Origin of the sequence: Parasynechococcus marenigrum WH 8102, assembly GCF_000195975.1 — a bacterium.
Lineage (GTDB): Bacteria > Cyanobacteriota > Cyanobacteriia > PCC-6307 > Cyanobiaceae > Parasynechococcus > Parasynechococcus marisnigri.
The window spans coordinates 293,606-310,797 of the sequence record NC_005070.1 but is presented as its reverse complement, the minus strand read 5'-3'; the positions used below and the strand labels follow the sequence as shown (position 1 = coordinate 310,797).

The window sequence follows — 17,192 nt, the reverse complement described above, 5'->3', positions numbered from 1 at the left end:
CAGCTTCAACTCGGATGCGTTCCCCCACTGAGCTCCTGCTGTTGCCGCTTCTGCTGTGCTGTGGCTGCAGCAGACCTGGGGAAATTGTTGGTGCTGTTGAAGCTGATCTACCCCTACCGCCCGGATTTGCTCTGGCCTTCAACCACCGCGACGGGAGCGTTACCAGTCACCCCTGACAGGCCAATGGCGCAACGGGGATGACCTTGAGCGATTCATCGTTGATGCGATTGAGGGTGCTGACACCAGCCTGCTGGTGGCCGTTCAAGAGCTGTCGTTACTAAGCCTGGCCAGGCATCTGATCGCCGCCCACAGGCGGGGGGTGCAGGTGAAGCTCGTGCTGGAGAACAGCTACAGCACTCCCTGGAGTGACCAGCAACCCAGCCATCTCCCCAAGCACCAGCGGCATCGCTGGCACCAACTCCAGCACCTGGCCGATGCCGATGGAGACGGCATCACGACAGCGGAGGAAGCCCGACAGGGTGATGCCGTGGGGTTACTGCTTCAGGCCGGGGTGCCGTTGCTGGATGACACCGAGGACGGCAGCAGCGGCAGTGGATTGATGCACCACAAATTCGTGGTGGTCGACGATCGCAGCGTGATCACCGGCAGCGCCAACTTCACCAGTTCCGGCATCCATGGTGATGCCGGAAAACTCAGAACCCGAGGCAACGTCAACCATCTGCTGCGTATCGACAACCCTGCACTGGCTGCTGCTTTCCGACGCGAGTTCGAGCGGATGTGGGGCGATGGGCCTGGTGGCGCCAAGGACAGCCGCTTCGGGCTGGGGAAGGGTGGCCAATCGGACGCCGAGCGCGTGCAGGTGGGCGATGTAGAGATTGAAGTGCTGTTTGCTCCCCACCCCAAACGCAACCCCTCCCACGGGTTGAACTGGCTGGCAGCACTGCTGGCCTCCGCCAAGCACCAGATCGACATGGCCCTGTTCGTGTTCTCGGCTCAGCAGCTGGCGAATGTGCTGGAGGAGCGAGCCAACGACGGGGTGAAGATTCGGCTGGTGGCGGACCCTGGTTTCGCCAGCCGATCGTTCTCGGAAGTGCTGGACCTGCTGGGAGTGGCCCTGCCCGATCGCGATTGCAAACTCGAGGCAAACAACAAACCATTCACACAACCCATCCGTGGTGTCGGCACCCCCCGCCTTGCCCGCGGCGACAAGCTGCATCACAAGTTCGCCGTGATCGACAACAAAACAGTGATCACGGGATCGTTCAACTGGTCACCCTCTGCTGCTCACACCAACGACGAAACACTGCTGGTGATCCACTCACCTCAACTCGCCAAACACTTCACCCGTGAAATGGATCGCCTCTGGAATGGAGCAGAACTGGGGATCACACCGCACATCCAACGCAAACTTGATCGTCAGCGGATCAAGTGCGGGGATGGGGTGGAGAGGGGCTGAGAGCTGAAATGGCCATCCCTCCTTCTATGCCAAGGTTGATAGTTGTGCAGCGACTTATAAGCTGCTGAGCAACTACCACGGTTCCTTAAAGCGACCACCTCCACACAATGATGCGCTTCTCCAACTTGTCCTGGCATGTGGAAAAGGCTCGTCAAGCAGAAGCTGAAAGCGATTTAATCAGCATGACTGAAGCCGCCAACAAAATGGAGCGTTGCTGCTACTACAAACAGGCCTGGAAAACCTTTCAAGCAATAGCCATGCTGGAAAAGCCTTCGCCTGGCCGACCATGGCGAGGACCCTGCGATCGCGTTAGGACCCTCGTTGTGGAGGGAAGGAAGAGGGATCTTGGTGATGAGCTACGACTGGTTCACCTTGTAGCCAAAGCAGCTGCAGATGTAAGCGAGCTCATTGTTCAAACCGAAGAGCGCCTAATTCCTCTCTTCCAGCGAAGTTTTCCTTATGTACGTTTCATCAGCACCAATGACGCTCTACCACAGGATAACGATACGGCTTGGACCACCTATGAACAACTTGCATTGTTCTATGCCCATAACGAGGAGCTCATTTTCAACAGCTTTCTGCCGCTGATTCCTCCACCTGCATCTGCGATAAACCCTCGAGGGCTTGGCATCTCTTGGTACTCAAAAGCGATCTATAAATGCCTACCTTCTTTAGAAGACTGGGCAGAGCTCATTCGTGATGTGCGAGGTCGCGTGCAATCTTTGCAGTATCAGGAAGGGCGGGCTGGTCTTAAAGAACTCGTTCAAAAGAGTGGCCGACCCGTTAAAGCAGCTCGTCGGATAGATCAGTTCAAAGACCTCGATGGATATGCCCTTCAGATCGCATCCGTCCAACGCGTCTTAACGATCAGCAACACGACAGCCCACATGGCGGGTGCCCTTGGTATTCCTTGTGTGGTGGTATTGGACAGTGAAAGTGTCACGACTTGGCCTGACCATGTCGACCGATCCCCTTTTTACCCCAACACTTTGCTGGTAAGACGTAGAAACATGGATTGGGCGTCAACCTTGCGGAAAGCACTTGAACTACTGTTGCAGATTGAGCCTTCGAGACGCTTATCAATGACACCATCCTCATAACAATAAAGCGAATGAACCATATTCTGTCCAGATTTCAGGAACAGCGCGCAAACAGTGCGGACACCGCTGCATTTCTTCGAAAATCCCTAAGACTTCTTCATTTTAACCGAATTAATGGTGACTATGTCGAGTTTGGATGCCAGAGATTCATTACATTTCAGATGGCTTGGAAGGCAGTACGAAGCCAGCCAATCAATAGGAAACTCTGGGCTTACAGCTCTTTTGACAGCATCCCTGAACCTCAAACAGAACGAGATCTGCATCCGCGTTGGCTCCCCAATACTCCTCTAATGTCTGAAGCGACATTCAGGAATCGGTGCTGGCGGTCTGGCATTGGTGCCCAGCAGATGGAAGCAGTCAAGTTCATTACAACTTCTTCAACGAATCCGCCTCCACTTCCACATCAGTTGGCATGCTTGTTTATCACTTTCCACTCCTTCACCGAAGTCAGAGCAGTACTGCGCTGCGTTTCAACTCACCTCACCAACGGAGTAATTCTCGCTTTCGAGCATTATCATTGTGGCACACGTTTCGATAATTCAGGAGCTCGTAACGCTTTCTTGGAGTTCAAGACATTACGTTGTGATCTTGAATTTGAGCCCTATCGCTCCTTTGGCCTGGCAGGACTGTCCTTCATAGTCGGAGACGCTTAACAGCTCACGCACATGCGATGCTTTCGCCCGATTGGGCAAGAGCTGTGCGGAAGAAACTGCTGCGCTGGGCCCCCTGGAACTACCGCTTCTGGCGTGAAATCGCCCGCTGGTGCTACGAACGCTCGTTGCACAACCCCGCCGTGGTGCCGGCCCTCGACCACTTCCCTGCCAGCGCTGAACTGCACAGCAATTTCGATGCCATCCGCAGGGAAACCCTTGAGGTCGCTCTCTCGGGGCGCCTGCCGGCCAACCACGAGATCATGGAGCAGCAGCGCACGCTCTACGAATTCGACCGCAAGGTGTGGGGAATGCTGCCTCTGCGGGGCTACGGCTACGACTACCCCGCCAATCAGGCCTTGATCCCAAGTCTGAGGAGCTTTCTCAGCCGCCATCGCGATGTGGTTTCCGCCGCGGTGAGCCTGTTCCCACCGCGAAAAGTGCTGCGGCCCCACAAAGGTCCGTTCAAAGGCGTCTGGCGGTTCCACCTGCCCTTGTATGTGGCCGATCTGGGGGATGGATGCAGCTCCTGTGAACTGCTGATCGATGGCAAGACGTATCACCTGCAGGAAGGAGAAGGCTTCCTCTGGGACGACACCTTCCTCCATTCCGCCGTGAACCCGTCGGACCAGCCACGGGTTGTGCTGCTGTTCGATGTGTTCCGCCGTGACCAGCCCTTCTGGCTGGTGGCCATGAGCTGGCTGTTTCTTGCCATTGCCCAGCTGTGGCAACGCCTGCAGAACATGCGGGAACGGGCACTGCTGCGCGCGACGGCTTCGTAGCCTCCTGGCAGAGCGGAAACTCCATGGGCAGCAGCTTCGGCGATCTGTTTCGGATCAGCACCTTCGGTGAGTCCCACGGCGGTGGCGTGGGCGTGATCGTGGAGGGCTGCCCTCCACGCCTGGATCTGGATGTTGACGCCATCCAGGCGGAGTTGGATCGGCGACGGCCGGGTCAGAGCCACATCACCACCCCACGCAAAGAAGCCGATCAGGTGGAGGTGCTCAGCGGCCTTCTCGATGGGCAGACCACCCTGGGAACACCGATCGCCATGTTGGTGCGCAACAAGGACCAGCGCCCCGGCGACTACAAGGACATGGCCGTGGCGTTTCGGCCTTCTCATGCCGATGCCACCTACCAGGTGAAATACGGCGTGCAGGCCCGCAGTGGTGGCGGGCGGGCCTCAGCCCGCGAAACAATTGGGCGCGTGGCCGCCGGTGCAATCGCCAAGCAACTGCTGGCAAAGGCCGCAGGCACGGAGGTTCTGGCCTGGGTCAAACGCATCCACACCATCGAGGCGAATGTGGATCCCCAGGCGGTAACGCTGGACGCCATCGAGAGCAACATCGTTCGCTGCCCGGATGCCTCCACAGCCGCTCAGATGGTGGAACGGATCGAGGCGATCGGGCGCGACGGCGACTCATGTGGTGGCGTGATCGAATGCGTGGTGCGTAACCCTGCTCCGGGGCTGGGTATGCCTGTGTTCGACAAGCTGGAGGCCGATCTGGCCAAGGCGGTGATGTCTCTCCCCGCCACCAAGGGCTTTGAGATCGGTTCTGGCTTCAGCGGAACCCTGCTCAAGGGCAGCGAGCACAACGATGCCTTTGTGCCCACCGATGATGGACGGCTGCAGACGGCCACCAACAACTCAGGTGGCATCCAGGGCGGCATCAGCAACGGCGAGCCGATTGTGATCCGGGTGGCGTTCAAGCCCACCGCCACGATCCGCAAGGAACAGCAGACCATTGATTCCGACGGCAAGGCCACCACCCTGGCCGGCAAGGGTCGACACGACCCCTGTGTGCTGCCGAGGGCCGTGCCGATGGTGGAGGCGATGGTGGCGCTGGTGCTGGCGGATCACCTGCTGCGGCAGCAGGGTCAGTGCAGCCTCTGGTGAGCGTCAGCCGGCGGTCACCGGCGCTTTGCCATTGCTGCTGACGGGGGTCGACGCCACTGCAGCAGCAGCGGAACTACGGGTGCGGGTGCGACGGGACGCCGGCTTCTTGGTGGCCACCACTTTTTTCTTCACCGTGCGCCGGGGACGGGCCGTGGTGGAGCGACTGCGATGGCTGAGAACAAGGGCCCACTCCTCATCGGTGAGGGTGGAGGGCTTGCTGCCATGGGCATAGGCCAGCTTGGCCGCCTTCTCGATGTCCTTGATCAGATTGGTCCAGGAGGTGGCAAAGCGTTTGTCCGACTGGGACTTGGCACCGCTTTCCACCAGGGTCTCCACCACGCCGGCGGCCGAAACCTTCTTGCGCCGACGGTTGAAGATCTCCTTCTGGAGCTGAGCGATCAGGGCATCCGCCTTGTCGCTGAGCTTGATCGTGAGCTGCGACATCACGCAGAGGAATGACTATCTCATCTGTAGCATCCTGGACGCATGTCAACCAGCAGTGGTCTGCAGCCACCGCAATAAGGCGGGATCAGGACCCTGAACGTCGATGACCCGTCGTCCCAGCGCCACGGCAGCGTGACCTGCCGTTAACCAGGCATCCACATCACCCACCCCCAGGCCTCCGGCAGCAATCACCTGCGGCAACGGCCCGAGGGGTGCGCGTAGACGCTGGATGTAGTCGATTCCAACGCTGAAGGCTGGAAACAGCTTGACCAGACCGCAACCCATGGCCGCCGCCTGCTGAATTTCCGAGGGACTGAACACCCCTGGCACCAGCAGAATGCCGCGTTGTCGAGCCCGCTCAAGCAGGGCCGGATCGAGGCAGGGCGACATGGCGAAGGGCAGTCCGCAGGTCTCCAGATCCGCCAGGGCATCTGCCGTGAGCAGCGAGGCAGCTCCCAACTGCAGCGAGGGACAACGCTGACGGACCCGAGCAACAAAGGAGCACCATCTGCCGTCGGGCTGCCAGCCGATCTCCACATGCCGCAGACCGACTTCGTCCAGACATGACAAATGATCCAGGAGTGATCCCGGACCATCATCACCATCCAGATCAGTCGGATCGGGGCGGACCACAACCAGGATCGGTTGGGCCGACAGGGAGGCGATCAACGCCTCCTGCTGCTGCAACCAGACCGGTCGATCAGATGTATTCGGCAACGCGGACGTCGCGGGTAATCAGGAGTTCCTGCAACTCCTCGGCGTCAACAGTCTCCTGTTCCACCAGCATGTCGGCTAGTTCATCCAGCACAGCCCGGTTATCGACCAACACTTTGGTGGCCCTCTTGTAAGCCACGTCCACCAGCTCAGACACCTCCTGGTCGATGGTGGCGGCAGTGTCTTCAGAGAAGTCACGCTCTGCTGCAATATCGCGGCCGAGGAACATTCCGCCCTGGGCGCGGCCAAGGGCCACGGGGCCGAGGGTATCGCTCATGCCGAAGCGGGTGATCATCTGACGGGCCGTTGAGGCCACCTGCTGCAGGTCGTTGGAGGCACCTGTGGTGACTTCGTCCTCGCCGTAGACAATCTCCTCAGCGACACGGCCACCCAGGGCGACCGCCATCTGGTTCTGCAGATAAGCCCTGGAGTACAAACCGGACTCCATTCGTTCCTCGCTGGGCGTGAAGAAGGTGAGACCACCGGCATTTCCGCGGGGAATGATTGAGATCTTCTGGACGGGGTCGTAGTCGGGCATCAGAGCACCGACCAGAGCGTGACCAGCCTCGTGATACGCCACCAAACGCTTGCGGCGTTCGCTCATGACGCGATCCTTTTTCTCAGGACCGGCCATGACGCGCTCAATCGCATCACTGATCTCGTCGTTGCTGACCTCGGTCAGTTCGCGACGGGCAGCCAGGATGGCAGCCTCATTCAGCAGGTTGGCCAGATCAGCACCGGTATAGCCGGGGGTCCGGCGCGCCACTTTGTCCAGGTCGACGTCCTTGGACAACGTCTTACCGCGGGCGTGGACATTGAGGATCTGGAGGCGACCGGCGTAATCGGGCCGATCAACGGTGACCTGTCGATCGAAACGGCCGGGGCGCATCAGCGCAGCATCCAGGACGTCAGGGCGATTGGTCGCCGCGACAATGATGATGCCGGTGTTGCCCTCGAAACCATCCATCTCCGTCAGGAGCTGGTTGAGGGTTTGTTCCCGCTCATCGTTACCGCCACCAAGGCCTGCTCCACGTTGACGGCCGACAGCATCGATTTCGTCGATAAAGACGATGCAAGGGGCATTCTTCTTGGCCTGTTCGAATAGGTCACGGACACGGCTGGCACCGACGCCCACGAACATCTCGACGAACTCAGAGCCGGAGATTGAGAAGAAGGGAACACCCGCCTCACCTGCAACGGCCTTAGCAAGCAGAGTCTTACCGGTGCCTGGGGGGCCCACCAGCAACACACCCTTGGGGATCTTGGCGCCAACGGCTGTGAATCGATCAGGATTCTTGAGAAAGTCGACGACCTCGGTGAGTTCGAGCTTGGCGCCTTCGATGCCGGCGACATCGGTGAAGGTGACCTGGGTGGAGGGCTCCATCTGCACCCTGGCCTTGCTCTTGCCGAACTGCATGGCGGGATTGCCACCGCCACCGCCCTGGGCACGGCGGAAGAGGAAGAACAACCCACCCAGCAACAGCAGCGGGAAGATCAGGCTTCCAGCGGCCTGCTGCCAGGCCGGAGCCTGGCGGGTGGGCTGCACAGCGATGTCCACGTCGTGCTGCGTCAGCAGACCCAGCAGCTCCTTATCGGGAGCCAGGTTCACCTGGGCGCGGCGGCCGTCGTTTTCCACCACCTGAGCTGTGCCCCGATCCGGGGAGATCAGCACACGACTGATCTGGTTGTCCTCAACCGCTTCAACGAAATCGCTGTAGCGCATGGTCCGCGCTTCCTGCTGGGTGTTACCACCGCCGAGGAAGGCCGGGGCGATCACCACGATCGCCAGGACTAGTAGGGCTGTTAGGCCGATGTTGCGCCAACGCTTGTTCAAGGCTCTCGTCGCTCAGATGAAGGAATGTTAAACGGGTCCTAAGGGATCAGGCGGCGCGCAGCACCTCAACCACGCTCTTGAAGGCGAACCACTCGGGGATTTCCTCGCCGCCGCGCAGCATCTTGCGGAATTGCGTACCGCTGAGCTTCTTCACATGCAGGCCACGGGCTTCGGCGTGCTCGGCGGTGACGTATCCCTCTTCCTCGGTATAAACGAGGTTCAAGGAGGGCACCGTTTCCATGGTCAGCTCAGGAGCGCATTCCTTGGCGAAGTTCTGGGCGTCATAGGGGCCGTAGAAGTCGTCACCAGTCAGGGAGGACTTACATCCCGCCATGTCGCGGCCGATGATGAAGTGGGTGCAGCCGTAGTTGCGGCGGATGATCATGTGCTGCAGGGCCTCGCGAGGACCCGCCATGTGCATCGCATAGGGCAGATAGGCCCAGCGGATCCGATCGTTATTCACTTCAGCCGCCAGACGTTCATAGGTCTGGAAGCGCACTGCACCGGGAATGTCGTCCTGCTGGGTGGGGCCACAGGTGGGATGCACCAGCACCACGGCGTTCTCGCTCACGTTCTGAGCGTGCAGGGCGCGGGTGAACAGCTCGTAGTGGGCACGGTGGATCGGGTTGCGGCACTGGAAGGCCACCACGTCTTCACCGTCGGGCAGGCCGGCGCGCACCTCTGCCGGTGTTTTGCAGGGGAAGACACGCTGGGGCAGTTCAAGACCATTAAGACTGCCACCCAGGTAGAAGCGCTTGCGCTCCATGGTGATCATCCGCACCGCTGGGTGTTCGATCGATGTGGTGCCGTAACAACCCTTGGCCTCGACCACCTTGTTGGGTTCCCATTTGGCTTCCACCTGCAGGACAGCCAAGTTCTGACCCTTGTACGTCAGTAGCACTGTGTCGCCGACCACCACGTCCTCACGGTCGGTGTCCATCACGATCGGCAGCCCGAACAGCTGACCGGCCACCAGGCGATGGCCGCTCACCACAGCGTCGTAGTCCTCCTGATGCATGAAGCCGCGGAGGGGGGAGAAACCACCCACCACCAGCAGTTCCACATCGCAGGCATTGCGATCGGAGCATTCCAGCGACTTGGTGGTCGTGGCCTTGACGGCCTCCCGCTCCTCCTGAGGCACCATCAGATCCACCAGGGACCCGCCGTAGGGAGCAATCACACCGGATCGCTGGGCAGAAGCAGGTGCGCTGGCGGTCATGGCAAGGCCTGAAGTCCGGGCGATTCTCCCAGATCATCGCGATTTGTCACCAGGCATCAAAAAAGGGGGCCGAAGCCCCCTTGATGACGTTGAAACGACTGATCGTTGGAATCAGGCCTCTTCAAGCCGTCCGTAGAGCTCACCGGTGATCTTGATATCCACCACTTCACGGCCGCCCATGTCGGAGTCGGAGGGCTGAATGGCACTGAACACACCGGCAAACTCACCGGTTTCAGGATCAACCTTGGTGATGGACAAGCTCATCGTGCCGACGCCATCGATGTAGCGCTTGTTGTTGTCCTTCTCCAACTGCTCGTCGTCACCGCCGAGAGCCACCAGACCCTGGGCGTACTGCACACCAGTTGTCAAAGCCCGTCCCTTGGGATCGATGAAGTTGCTGGTGCGGTAGCTGGGGGTGCGGTAGGTGCCTTCGAAATCCGTGCTGGTGGTCAGAGCGTCACCATCGGCAGTGGCCTTGAGCGACTTGCTGGAGAAGGTGAAGGGGAACTCTTCACCGCCGGGCACCAGAACGGTGATGGGCTGGAAGTCGATGCCGCCTTTCTCCTGGAATTCGAGTCCGGACTCGGTCACCTTCAGATCGCCGTAGACCTCGTCAAGGCTGGAGGTGTAACGGGTCAGAATCTTGCCCTCAACGAACTCGGCCTGCTGGCGCACGTTCTTGGGCTCCTCCTTGGCATACACCTGCACGGGATGCATGCAGACATCACGCAGTTCGTAGCTGCCGCCAACGCTCAGAGCGATCGAACCACGGGCGGAATCGCCAATCGTGGGGCAATCGTTGGCTTTACCGGTGTTGTGGATGTCGTCGTAGGTGACGTTGGACGCGCCACGCTGAACAGCTTCACTGTCGCCACTGCAGGCCGTGGTGAAGAAAGCGAGGCAGAGCGCCAGCACGACGGCCAGCAGAGGACGGATGCGCATGGGAGAAGCCGGAGGGCTGAACGCTGTACAGACGGGGATCACCGTCAGTCGCGGATCCTACAGGGCTCAAACCGGCATCACGGCTAGCCTTTCGCAGCTCTCAACATCTTTCAGGAGTCCTTTGGACAGCCAAGAGCACCAACCACTGCACGACCGGCTGGCACCACTGCTTCAGGAACTGCGTGCGCTGGCGGATCAGGAACAGAACAGTCCCGACAACCTGCTGCTGCTGCTGCGGGAATTAGAGGCTGTCCATCGCGATGTGCAGGAGGGTCAGTTCCGCCAGAGCCTTCCAGAAAATCGCCAAAAGCTGTTTTCTCTGCTCCAAACCATGGAGAAAAGCGGCGGTTGGCCCTACATCCCAAGGCTTCAGTTGCGCACCTTCATTGACCTGCTGGGACAGGACTCGACGGGACTTGCTGGCTGACGTCAAGAAGAGTATCCAGCAGCTGATGGGCCAGCTGCAACTTTCCGGTCACCGGAAGCTGCTTGGTCCATCCATCCCCCAACAGCCAGCCGCCGTTGTAGGGCATGGAAAATCCCTGGCCCGGCCGGTCAATGGGATTGACCAGCAACAGATCACATCCCTTACGAAGTCGCTTCTCCTCTCCGATACGGCGCAAGACGTTGTCATCACCGGTCAAGGCAGCAAAACCAAGGATCAATTGCCCGGCTGGACGCCGGGCAGCCAAACCCTGCAACAGATCGGGCACTAACTCCCAACCATCGGTGAGCTGAACCGCCAGGTTCGCCTTGGATACCTTTCCATCTGCAGAGCCGTTGGCGGTTGCATCGCGGCGGAGATCTGCGATCGCTGCCGCCATAGCGATCGCATCCACACCGGGCTGCTGCTGCTCCAGCACCGCCTGCATCTCCGCAGCGCTGCTGACCGGATGGCAGTGAAGGGATTCCAACCAGGGCTCCGGCACCTGCAGAGGGCCGTGGACCAACACCACCTCTGCCCCTCGCAAACGCGCAGCTTGGGCCAGCAACACGCCCATGGCACCACTGCTGCGGTTGGTGATCAGACGTGCCTGATCGATGGGCTCAACGGTCGGCCCAGCCGACACCAGGAGTCGGCGTCCGCTCCAGTCCTGCGTTGCAACGGGCCCGGCATCGCAGCGGCTGAACAGGCTGCTGGCCGCCAGCTCGATCAGCATCGGATCCGCCATTCGCCCTTCACCGAGGCGATCGCAGGCCAGGAGACCTGGCTGGGGCATCAGGGGAACCACACCTGGGAAGGTCTGCACGATCTGCCAGTTGCGCTGGACGGCGGGATGACTCCACATCGCCGTGTTCATGGCGATGGCTGGCAGCACAGGACATTCGCAAGCAAGTAAGACGCTGGCGAGAAGGCCATCGGCAGACCCCTGGCTCCAGCGACTGAGGCTCGTGGCACTGAGGGGAGCCAGCAGCACGAGTTCCGCCCACTCCGCCAGCTCAATGTGCAGCGGCCGACTGCAAGAGGAGTCCCATTCAACGTTCTCGGTGTAGCAGCGATGGCGACTCAGGGTCGCCAGAGCAAGCGGACTGACCAGCTTTGCCGCACTGGGCGTGACCAAACAGCGCACCTCAGCTCCTGCCTTCACCAGGGCACTGACCAACAACGGTGTTTTCACAGCAGCGATGCTGCCGCTGACGGCAACCAAAAGACGGCGCCCCTTCAGAGGTGTGGAGACCTCAGTCCTCATCAAAAGGTTCCTGATCGACCAAATGCACGTAGGGGGCCGTGAGTTCAGGGCGATGAATGGCCAGGGCCCGGAGCAGATGCCAGTCCGACAACCCTGCAAATGGCGTCGGGTAGTCGTCATCGTCCAATCGTCTCGCCAACACGGCGATCGACTCCTCATCGAACTGCGCCAGGCGTTCGGGGGTGATCGGGGTGGCTGATCCTGGAGCGGTGGTCATCACTGCATCGGGCCTGACCATTCAAGTGTGGCTCAGCGCTAGCGTTGCTTCGCGGGGAATTAGCTCAGTTGGTAGAGCGCTGTGATCGCACCGCAGAGGTCAGGGGTTCGAATCCCCTATTCTCCATACCACTCTTGCGGTTCCGATGGGTCGGTGCTGGATCCTCGGTGTTGTCGTGATGCTTGCGGTGCTGGCGCGACCTGATGCGCTGCTCACCTTCACCGTGCTCAGCCTGGCGGCAGGGCTGAATGCCGGCAATCGTCCGCTTCGCCACCGGCATGACACACCATGGGGTAAAAGGGAAGAGTGAAATTTCCTGTTGTCGATGTCGCAATCGAAACGTGAGCAGGTCGTCAGTCACCTGCGCTACATCCGCCAGGAGCTGAGAGAAATGCATCAGGGCGTCATGGAAGACGGCTTACTACCTGAGTCCGGAGAAGTGCGCGGTGTGATGGCGCAAATGGAAGCCCTTCTGGAACTGCTCGAGGGCAAGTCGTCCAGAAAAGCGAAAGCTGAGTCCAGCTGACCCTCTGGCAAGCGGGTTGCCAAAGGGGAATCGACAGGTTTTGCTGCGTCAGTCCCCATCCCCCGGCCCGGGCAACTCCCGGGTTTTTCTTGAATTCCGCTATCTGTAGGTCTTGACACATGCACAACCACTGAATGTGGTGTAGACCATGTCTGGCAGGGCTCTGGCTGGGTGATGGGGATCACCAGAAGTTCTTCCCTGCCCCTTTTCCCACGGCAACCGATCGTGCAACCCCAGTCGACCCGTCTGCAACGAAGTTTCGGGGGTCTCGTTCAACAGCTGGAAACGTGGGCTGGTAATCCATGGAGACGGCTGTCGGTTCTCTGCATCGCTGCCCTTTTTGGTTTCTTGGTTGGCAGTGCCATCACCTCCGTCGCTGGAGTTCTGGGTCAAATGGATCCCGTCGGAGCCTTGATTGTTGTTCTCGGCACGGAAGCCACCGTGCGACTCCGCATCGTTGGTCCATCAACACTTCTCCAGCAAGTGCTAACCGTGAGCCGAATCGGCCTCCTTTACGGGCTGTTTCTTGAAGCGTTCAAATTGCTGTGATGTGACGCTGCGCTGAGCACGGGCAAATCGGAATCCACTCCATACCCTTCGGCTAAGACTTCTCCCCGTTGCCATGGCAGGCAGCCATTTCTTCCTTGAACTGGAACCTCCCGAAGAATGTCTTCACCATGCCCCCCATGTGGTGATCGTCGGCGGCGGTTTTGCCGGAGTGCATGCCTGCAAGGCTCTGGCCAATGCCGATGTGCGCATCACGCTGATTGATAAGCGCAACTTCAACCTGTTTCAGCCGTTGCTATGTCAGGTTTCCACGGGTCTGGTGTCCCGTGGAGACATCGCAACGCCCCTGCGCGAGCTGGTTGGCAAGCAACACAACGTTCAAGTGCTGCTGGGGGAAGTCACCAACGTCTACCCCGAAGGCAAGCAGATCGTCTTCAACGGCAAGGCCTACAGCTACGACCACCTGGTCCTGGCCACAGGATCCGGCAGCACCTTCTTCGGCCACGACGAATGGCGAACCTTTGCGCCTCCGATGAAGATCCTTGAGCATGCGGAAGAGATCCGCCGACGCCTGTTGATGGCGATGGAACAGGCGGAGCAGACACCAGACCCGGAAGCTCGCCAGTTTCTCCAGACCGTGGTGATCGTGGGGGCTGGCCCCAGCGGCTGTGAAATGGCCGGGGCTGTCTCCGAGCTGATGCGCTGGGCCCTCAACAACGCCTTCAAACAGCTCGATCCCAACAAAACCCAGATCGTGCTGGTCGATCCAGGTGATCGGGTGCTTCGAGCCATGCCAGAGATGTTGTCGTCCGCAGCTCTGAAGTCGCTGGAAGCGGACGGCATCGAGTTTCTGCCCAAGGGTCGTGTGCAGACCATGCGGCCGGGTGAAGTCATCGTCGGAACACCCGATGGCGACGTCCGCCTTCAAGCAGCCACCGTCATCTGGACCGCCGGCGTGCGTGCGTCAAGCCTCGGCAAGAAGCTGGCTGAAGCCACAGGTTGCGAGGTCGACCGCGGCGGTCGCGTGATCGTTCAACACGACTTTTCCATCGCTGATCATCCGGAGATCCGCGTCGCCGGTGATCTCAGCAGCTACAGCCACACATCCAACGGCAAACCCCTCCCCGGCATGGCTGCCCCTGCCAAACAGGCCGGGACCTTCATCGGGAAAGACATCGCCGCCATCGTTGCTGACAGGCCAAGGCCGACATTCAGTTACTTCGATTTCGGCAGCATGGCCGTGCTTGATCGCGCCAGTGCTGTCGCCGATCTGCGCGGACTGCACTTCGCCGATGGCATTGGCTGGATTCTCTGGGCCTTTGTGCACCTGGTGTTAATCCCTGATTGGGAGAACCGCATTTCGCTGTCAATCAAGTGGATCTTCGCCTTACTGACCCAGCAACGGGCGGCCATCCTGCTCACTGGCATGCCCAGCCAACACATGGCCCTCGATGCCGTGGACGCGCACTTCCCGATGAAAGCCGGCGAAGGCGTGTCGATCGCCGAGCCTGATGCCGCCATCAAGGCAGACATGAATTATGACTCCCACCAGATAACGGGACATCCCCAGCCTCAGGAGCTGATTGATACCAGGGTCGATTCCGCAGCCGATTCAGCCGCAGCCATTAGGTAAAGCAAGGCCATGCGGATCGGGACACCGTTCCGCACCTGCTCCTCCACCAGACAGATCGACGGATCATCCAGCAGCGCTCCGGTCATCTCAACGCCACGGTTGACCGGACCGGGATGAAGCACCGGCACTGGCTGGCCGCACAGGCTGAGCCGCTCATGGCTCAGCCCGAAATCGCGGTGGTAGCGCTCCAACCCCGTCAGCAGCTGCTGTGTCATCCGTTCCTTCTGCAGACGCAGCGTCATCACCGCATCCGCGCCGGGCAAGGCACGCTCCAGACGCCGCTCCACCCGCACCGATCCGCGCTGTGGAACCGGATCCGCAGACTGCCCTGGCGGCGGAGCCTCCACGAACGCACGGAAGGCGTCAGGCACCAAACTCGGCGGGCCGCAGAGCACCACATCAGCACCGCAGGCGGTGAGGGCCCAGAGATTGGAGCGGGCCACCCGGGAGTGCAGGATGTCGCCGACAATCACGATCCGTCGCCCCTGCAAGGCTTCCGGCATCGGATGCTGCGGTGCGAAGTGACGGGCCAGGGTGTGCAGATCCAGCAATCCCTGGCTGGGATGGCTGTGCAGGCCATCACCGCCGTTCAGCACCACCGTGCGCTCCCCTGCCGACTCCAGATCCTCCGCCAATTGCTGGGGAACCCCGGTGGAACGATGACGGACCACCAACACATCCGCGCCCATCGCCACATAGGTGCGGGCAGTATCCAGCACGCTTTCCCCTTTACTCAGAGAGCTGCTGGAGGGCGAAAAACTCTGCACATCAGCGGAGAGGCGCTTGGCGGCCAGCTCAAAGCTGCTGCGGGTGCGGGTGCTGGGCTCGAAGAACAGGGTCGCCACCAAACGGCCCTGCAAAGCCGGGAGTTTGCGGGCACCGGTGACAGGCAGGGAACGAAACCGCTCAGCCAGATCGAGCACGGCGGCGTAATCCTCCCTGGAGAAGGCCGCCAGATCGAGAATGTGGCGATGGTGCCAACCGCTCATCAGCCGAACTCAGGCGATGGGAACCAAGCCTGCGACAGGCTCGGAGTGCGATCACCCTTGGCTCGGCGACTCACGCTGCGGCTCAGACGGAAATACCAACGCAGTGGCAGGTCCTGCCCCTGAGAGATACCGATGCGCGTGGTCGTCACAAGCTCCGGGCTGTCGAACGAGGCCAGGCGTGGCGCCAGCCACAAGTCATGTTCGCCCGTCACCGGCCAACTGTCATTGCTGCGGGTGAGCCCAAAGCGCCGGGCCAGCAAACCAGGGCCTGCCGCAACCCGCTCAGGCTCACCAGGCAGAGCTGCAGCCCTGAGCAACACCCCATTCGCCCAGTTAGATCGGTCAGTGACCACATTCACGCACTGGTGGATGCCGTAGCTCACATACACATAAAAACGCCCTGGCTCACCGAACAGGGTTTCATTTTGGGGCGTCCGCCTCCGGTAACCATGACAGGCGGGGTCGTCCTGGGAATACGCCTCCGTTTCAACGATCACGCCCCAAAGCAGGCTGCCGTCCTCTTGGCGTTTCACCAGAAGGCAACCAATTAGTTCAGGGCCCACGACCTCCGCTGGTCGAGCAAAAAAAGGTGCCGGAATTGGTTCCATCCTGATGACAGGTTGACACGACTCGATCAGCCTTGAGACATCCAGAGCACTCAGGCTGTGACAAGCCCAGTCCAAAGCCGGCGAGATGGCGTGTTCCTCGTCCTGGCCGGCCTGTTCCTGGGAACGCTTGGGATGCTCAACATCCTTGGCCTGACGCGCTTTCTGCAGCTGGGCAGCATTGGCAGTTGGCCGATTGTTGTGGCCGTTGGTGCGCTTCCGTATCCGATCACCTTTTTGTGTACCGATCTGATCAGCGAACTCTGGGGGGAACAAAAAGCCAATCAAGTGGTGTGGGTGGGGCTGCTGCTCAACGGCTGGGTGCTGCTGATCCTCTGGCTGGGGGGGCTCTTCCCGGCCCTGGCTGGCAGCGACGAGAGCACCTTCCGCACCATCCAACAGCTCAGTTTTGGTTCAGTGGGCGCCTCGATGGTGGCTTATCTGACAGCACAGTTTGTTGATGTGCGGCTGTTCCATTTCTGGAAAACCCTCACCAACGGCAATGCCCTGTGGCTGCGCAACAACGGCTCCACCCTGATCAGCCAGTTGGTGGACACCAGCGCTGTGGTGCTGATCAGTCACTACGGCGCCCACGTGCTGCCAATCCAGGCAGACAAGGCTGTGATGCCACAACTGGTCGCCTTCATCGGCAGCGGTTATCTGTTCAAGGTGCTGGCGGCTCTTGCCGACACCTTGCCGTTTATCTGGCTCACGGGATGGCTGCGTCGCTGGCTTGACCTGCCGTTGCAAGACAGCGAGGACGCGACAGATCAAGGCTGAACGCTGCAACAGCACGGCGGTCTCGCC

General features: G+C 60.3%; 20 protein-coding genes and 1 tRNA gene. 12 read left to right on the top strand and 9 right to left on the bottom strand.

The features are described from left to right. Positions 1 to 14: 14 nt before the first annotated feature. From TX72_RS14950 to aroC, 5 genes are all read left to right on the top strand, one after another. Positions 15 to 176, top strand: coding sequence for a hypothetical protein (locus TX72_RS14950; protein WP_404824899.1), 162 nt, complete (start codon positions 15 to 17; stop codon positions 174 to 176). Positions 177 to 253: 77 nt separating this feature from the next. Then, a complete protein-coding gene (locus tag TX72_RS01565) occupies positions 254 to 1,417 on the top strand; it encodes a phospholipase D-like domain-containing protein (protein ID WP_011127186.1) in 1,164 nt (387 codons plus the stop codon). Between the two features lie 107 nt (positions 1,418 to 1,524). After that, positions 1,525 to 2,517, top strand: coding sequence for a hypothetical protein (locus TX72_RS01560; RefSeq protein WP_011127185.1), 993 nt, complete (start codon positions 1,525 to 1,527; stop codon positions 2,515 to 2,517). Positions 2,518 to 3,214: 697 nt separating this feature from the next. After that, positions 3,215 to 3,949: an aspartyl/asparaginyl beta-hydroxylase domain-containing protein gene (locus TX72_RS01555; protein WP_225867720.1), complete on the top strand. Its 735-nt coding sequence runs from the start codon at positions 3,215 to 3,217 to the stop codon at positions 3,947 to 3,949. Positions 3,950 to 3,972: 23 nt separating this feature from the next. Continuing rightward, positions 3,973 to 5,064, top strand: coding sequence for a chorismate synthase (gene aroC, locus TX72_RS01550; protein ID WP_011127182.1), 1,092 nt, complete (start codon positions 3,973 to 3,975; stop codon positions 5,062 to 5,064). A gap of 3 nt (positions 5,065 to 5,067) precedes the next feature. Here the strand turns inward: aroC and TX72_RS01545 are convergent, their stop codons facing one another. The 5 genes from TX72_RS01545 to psbO form a co-directional block, all read right to left on the bottom strand. Beyond that, positions 5,068 to 5,508, bottom strand: a complete 441-nt coding sequence (locus TX72_RS01545) for a hypothetical protein (RefSeq protein WP_011127181.1) — start codon at positions 5,506 to 5,508, stop codon at positions 5,068 to 5,070. A 45-nt stretch (positions 5,509 to 5,553) separates the two neighbouring features. Beyond that, positions 5,554 to 6,225, bottom strand: coding sequence for a bifunctional 4-hydroxy-2-oxoglutarate aldolase/2-dehydro-3-deoxy-phosphogluconate aldolase (locus TX72_RS01540; protein WP_042502834.1), 672 nt, complete (start codon positions 6,223 to 6,225; stop codon positions 5,554 to 5,556). Further along, positions 6,209 to 8,056 (bottom strand): ATP-dependent zinc metalloprotease FtsH3, encoded by a 1,848-nt coding sequence (ftsH3, locus tag TX72_RS01535; RefSeq protein ID WP_011127179.1) that lies wholly within the window; start codon positions 8,054 to 8,056, stop codon positions 6,209 to 6,211. The genes TX72_RS01540 and ftsH3 overlap by 17 nt, the downstream gene beginning before the upstream one ends. A gap of 46 nt (positions 8,057 to 8,102) precedes the next feature. After that, a complete protein-coding gene (gene sat / locus TX72_RS01530; protein WP_011127178.1) occupies positions 8,103 to 9,275 on the bottom strand; it encodes a sulfate adenylyltransferase in 1,173 nt (390 codons plus the stop codon). Positions 9,276 to 9,386: 111 nt separating this feature from the next. Next, the gene (gene psbO / locus TX72_RS01525) at positions 9,387 to 10,217 is read right to left on the bottom strand and encodes a photosystem II manganese-stabilizing polypeptide (protein ID WP_011127177.1); all 831 of its coding nucleotides are present in this window, start codon (positions 10,215 to 10,217) and stop codon (positions 9,387 to 9,389) included. Between psbO and TX72_RS01520 the strand changes: the two genes are divergently transcribed. After that, positions 10,216 to 10,644, top strand: coding sequence for a hypothetical protein (locus TX72_RS01520; RefSeq protein WP_011127176.1), 429 nt, complete (start codon positions 10,216 to 10,218; stop codon positions 10,642 to 10,644). The genes psbO and TX72_RS01520 overlap by 2 nt on opposite strands. On the opposite strand, the gene coaBC is transcribed toward TX72_RS01520, so the two are convergent. Then, positions 10,601 to 11,908: a bifunctional phosphopantothenoylcysteine decarboxylase/phosphopantothenate--cysteine ligase CoaBC gene (gene coaBC / locus TX72_RS01515; protein WP_011127175.1), complete on the bottom strand. Its 1,308-nt coding sequence runs from the start codon at positions 11,906 to 11,908 to the stop codon at positions 10,601 to 10,603. The two genes, TX72_RS01520 and coaBC, sit on opposite strands and share 44 nt — an antisense overlap. Continuing rightward, positions 11,898 to 12,125 carry a protein IsiD gene (gene isiD / locus TX72_RS01510; RefSeq protein WP_144416550.1) on the bottom strand — a complete coding sequence of 76 codons (228 nt, stop codon included), beginning with the start codon at positions 12,123 to 12,125 and terminating at the stop codon, positions 11,898 to 11,900. Before isiD ends, coaBC begins: the two co-directional genes overlap by 11 nt. 53 nt (positions 12,126 to 12,178) lie before the next feature. On the opposite strand from isiD, the gene TX72_RS01505 reads away from it, so the two are divergent. The 5 genes from TX72_RS01505 to TX72_RS01490 all read left to right on the top strand — a co-directional run bounded on the left by TX72_RS01505 (position 12,179) and on the right by TX72_RS01490 (position 14,791). Then, positions 12,179 to 12,251 (top strand) — tRNA-Ala (locus tag TX72_RS01505). 19 nt (positions 12,252 to 12,270) lie between these two features. Further along, complete coding sequence (locus TX72_RS14070; protein WP_158305705.1) at positions 12,271 to 12,435, top strand: hypothetical protein; 165 nt, start codon at positions 12,271 to 12,273, stop codon at positions 12,433 to 12,435. 15 nt (positions 12,436 to 12,450) lie between these two features. Beyond that, complete coding sequence (locus tag TX72_RS01500; protein ID WP_011127173.1) at positions 12,451 to 12,651, top strand: DUF8635 family protein; 201 nt, start codon at positions 12,451 to 12,453, stop codon at positions 12,649 to 12,651. Positions 12,652 to 12,825: 174 nt separating this feature from the next. Further along, positions 12,826 to 13,200, top strand: coding sequence for a DUF565 domain-containing protein (locus TX72_RS01495; RefSeq protein ID WP_042502832.1), 375 nt, complete (start codon positions 12,826 to 12,828; stop codon positions 13,198 to 13,200). A gap of 73 nt (positions 13,201 to 13,273) precedes the next feature. Beyond that, complete coding sequence (locus tag TX72_RS01490) at positions 13,274 to 14,791, top strand: NAD(P)/FAD-dependent oxidoreductase (protein WP_011127171.1); 1,518 nt, start codon at positions 13,274 to 13,276, stop codon at positions 14,789 to 14,791. On the opposite strand, the gene TX72_RS01485 is transcribed toward TX72_RS01490, so the two are convergent. Beyond that, positions 14,731 to 15,780: an aspartate carbamoyltransferase catalytic subunit gene (locus TX72_RS01485; protein ID WP_011127170.1), complete on the bottom strand. Its 1,050-nt coding sequence runs from the start codon at positions 15,778 to 15,780 to the stop codon at positions 14,731 to 14,733. The genes TX72_RS01490 and TX72_RS01485 overlap by 61 nt on opposite strands. Beyond that, complete coding sequence (locus TX72_RS01480; RefSeq protein ID WP_011127169.1) at positions 15,780 to 16,388, bottom strand: DNA-3-methyladenine glycosylase; 609 nt, start codon at positions 16,386 to 16,388, stop codon at positions 15,780 to 15,782. The genes TX72_RS01485 and TX72_RS01480 overlap by 1 nt, the downstream gene beginning before the upstream one ends. Positions 16,389 to 16,445: 57 nt before the next feature. On the opposite strand from TX72_RS01480, the gene TX72_RS01475 reads away from it, so the two are divergent. Next, complete coding sequence (locus TX72_RS01475; protein ID WP_144416549.1) at positions 16,446 to 17,165, top strand: queuosine precursor transporter; 720 nt, start codon at positions 16,446 to 16,448, stop codon at positions 17,163 to 17,165. Positions 17,166 to 17,192: the final 27 nt, after the last annotated feature.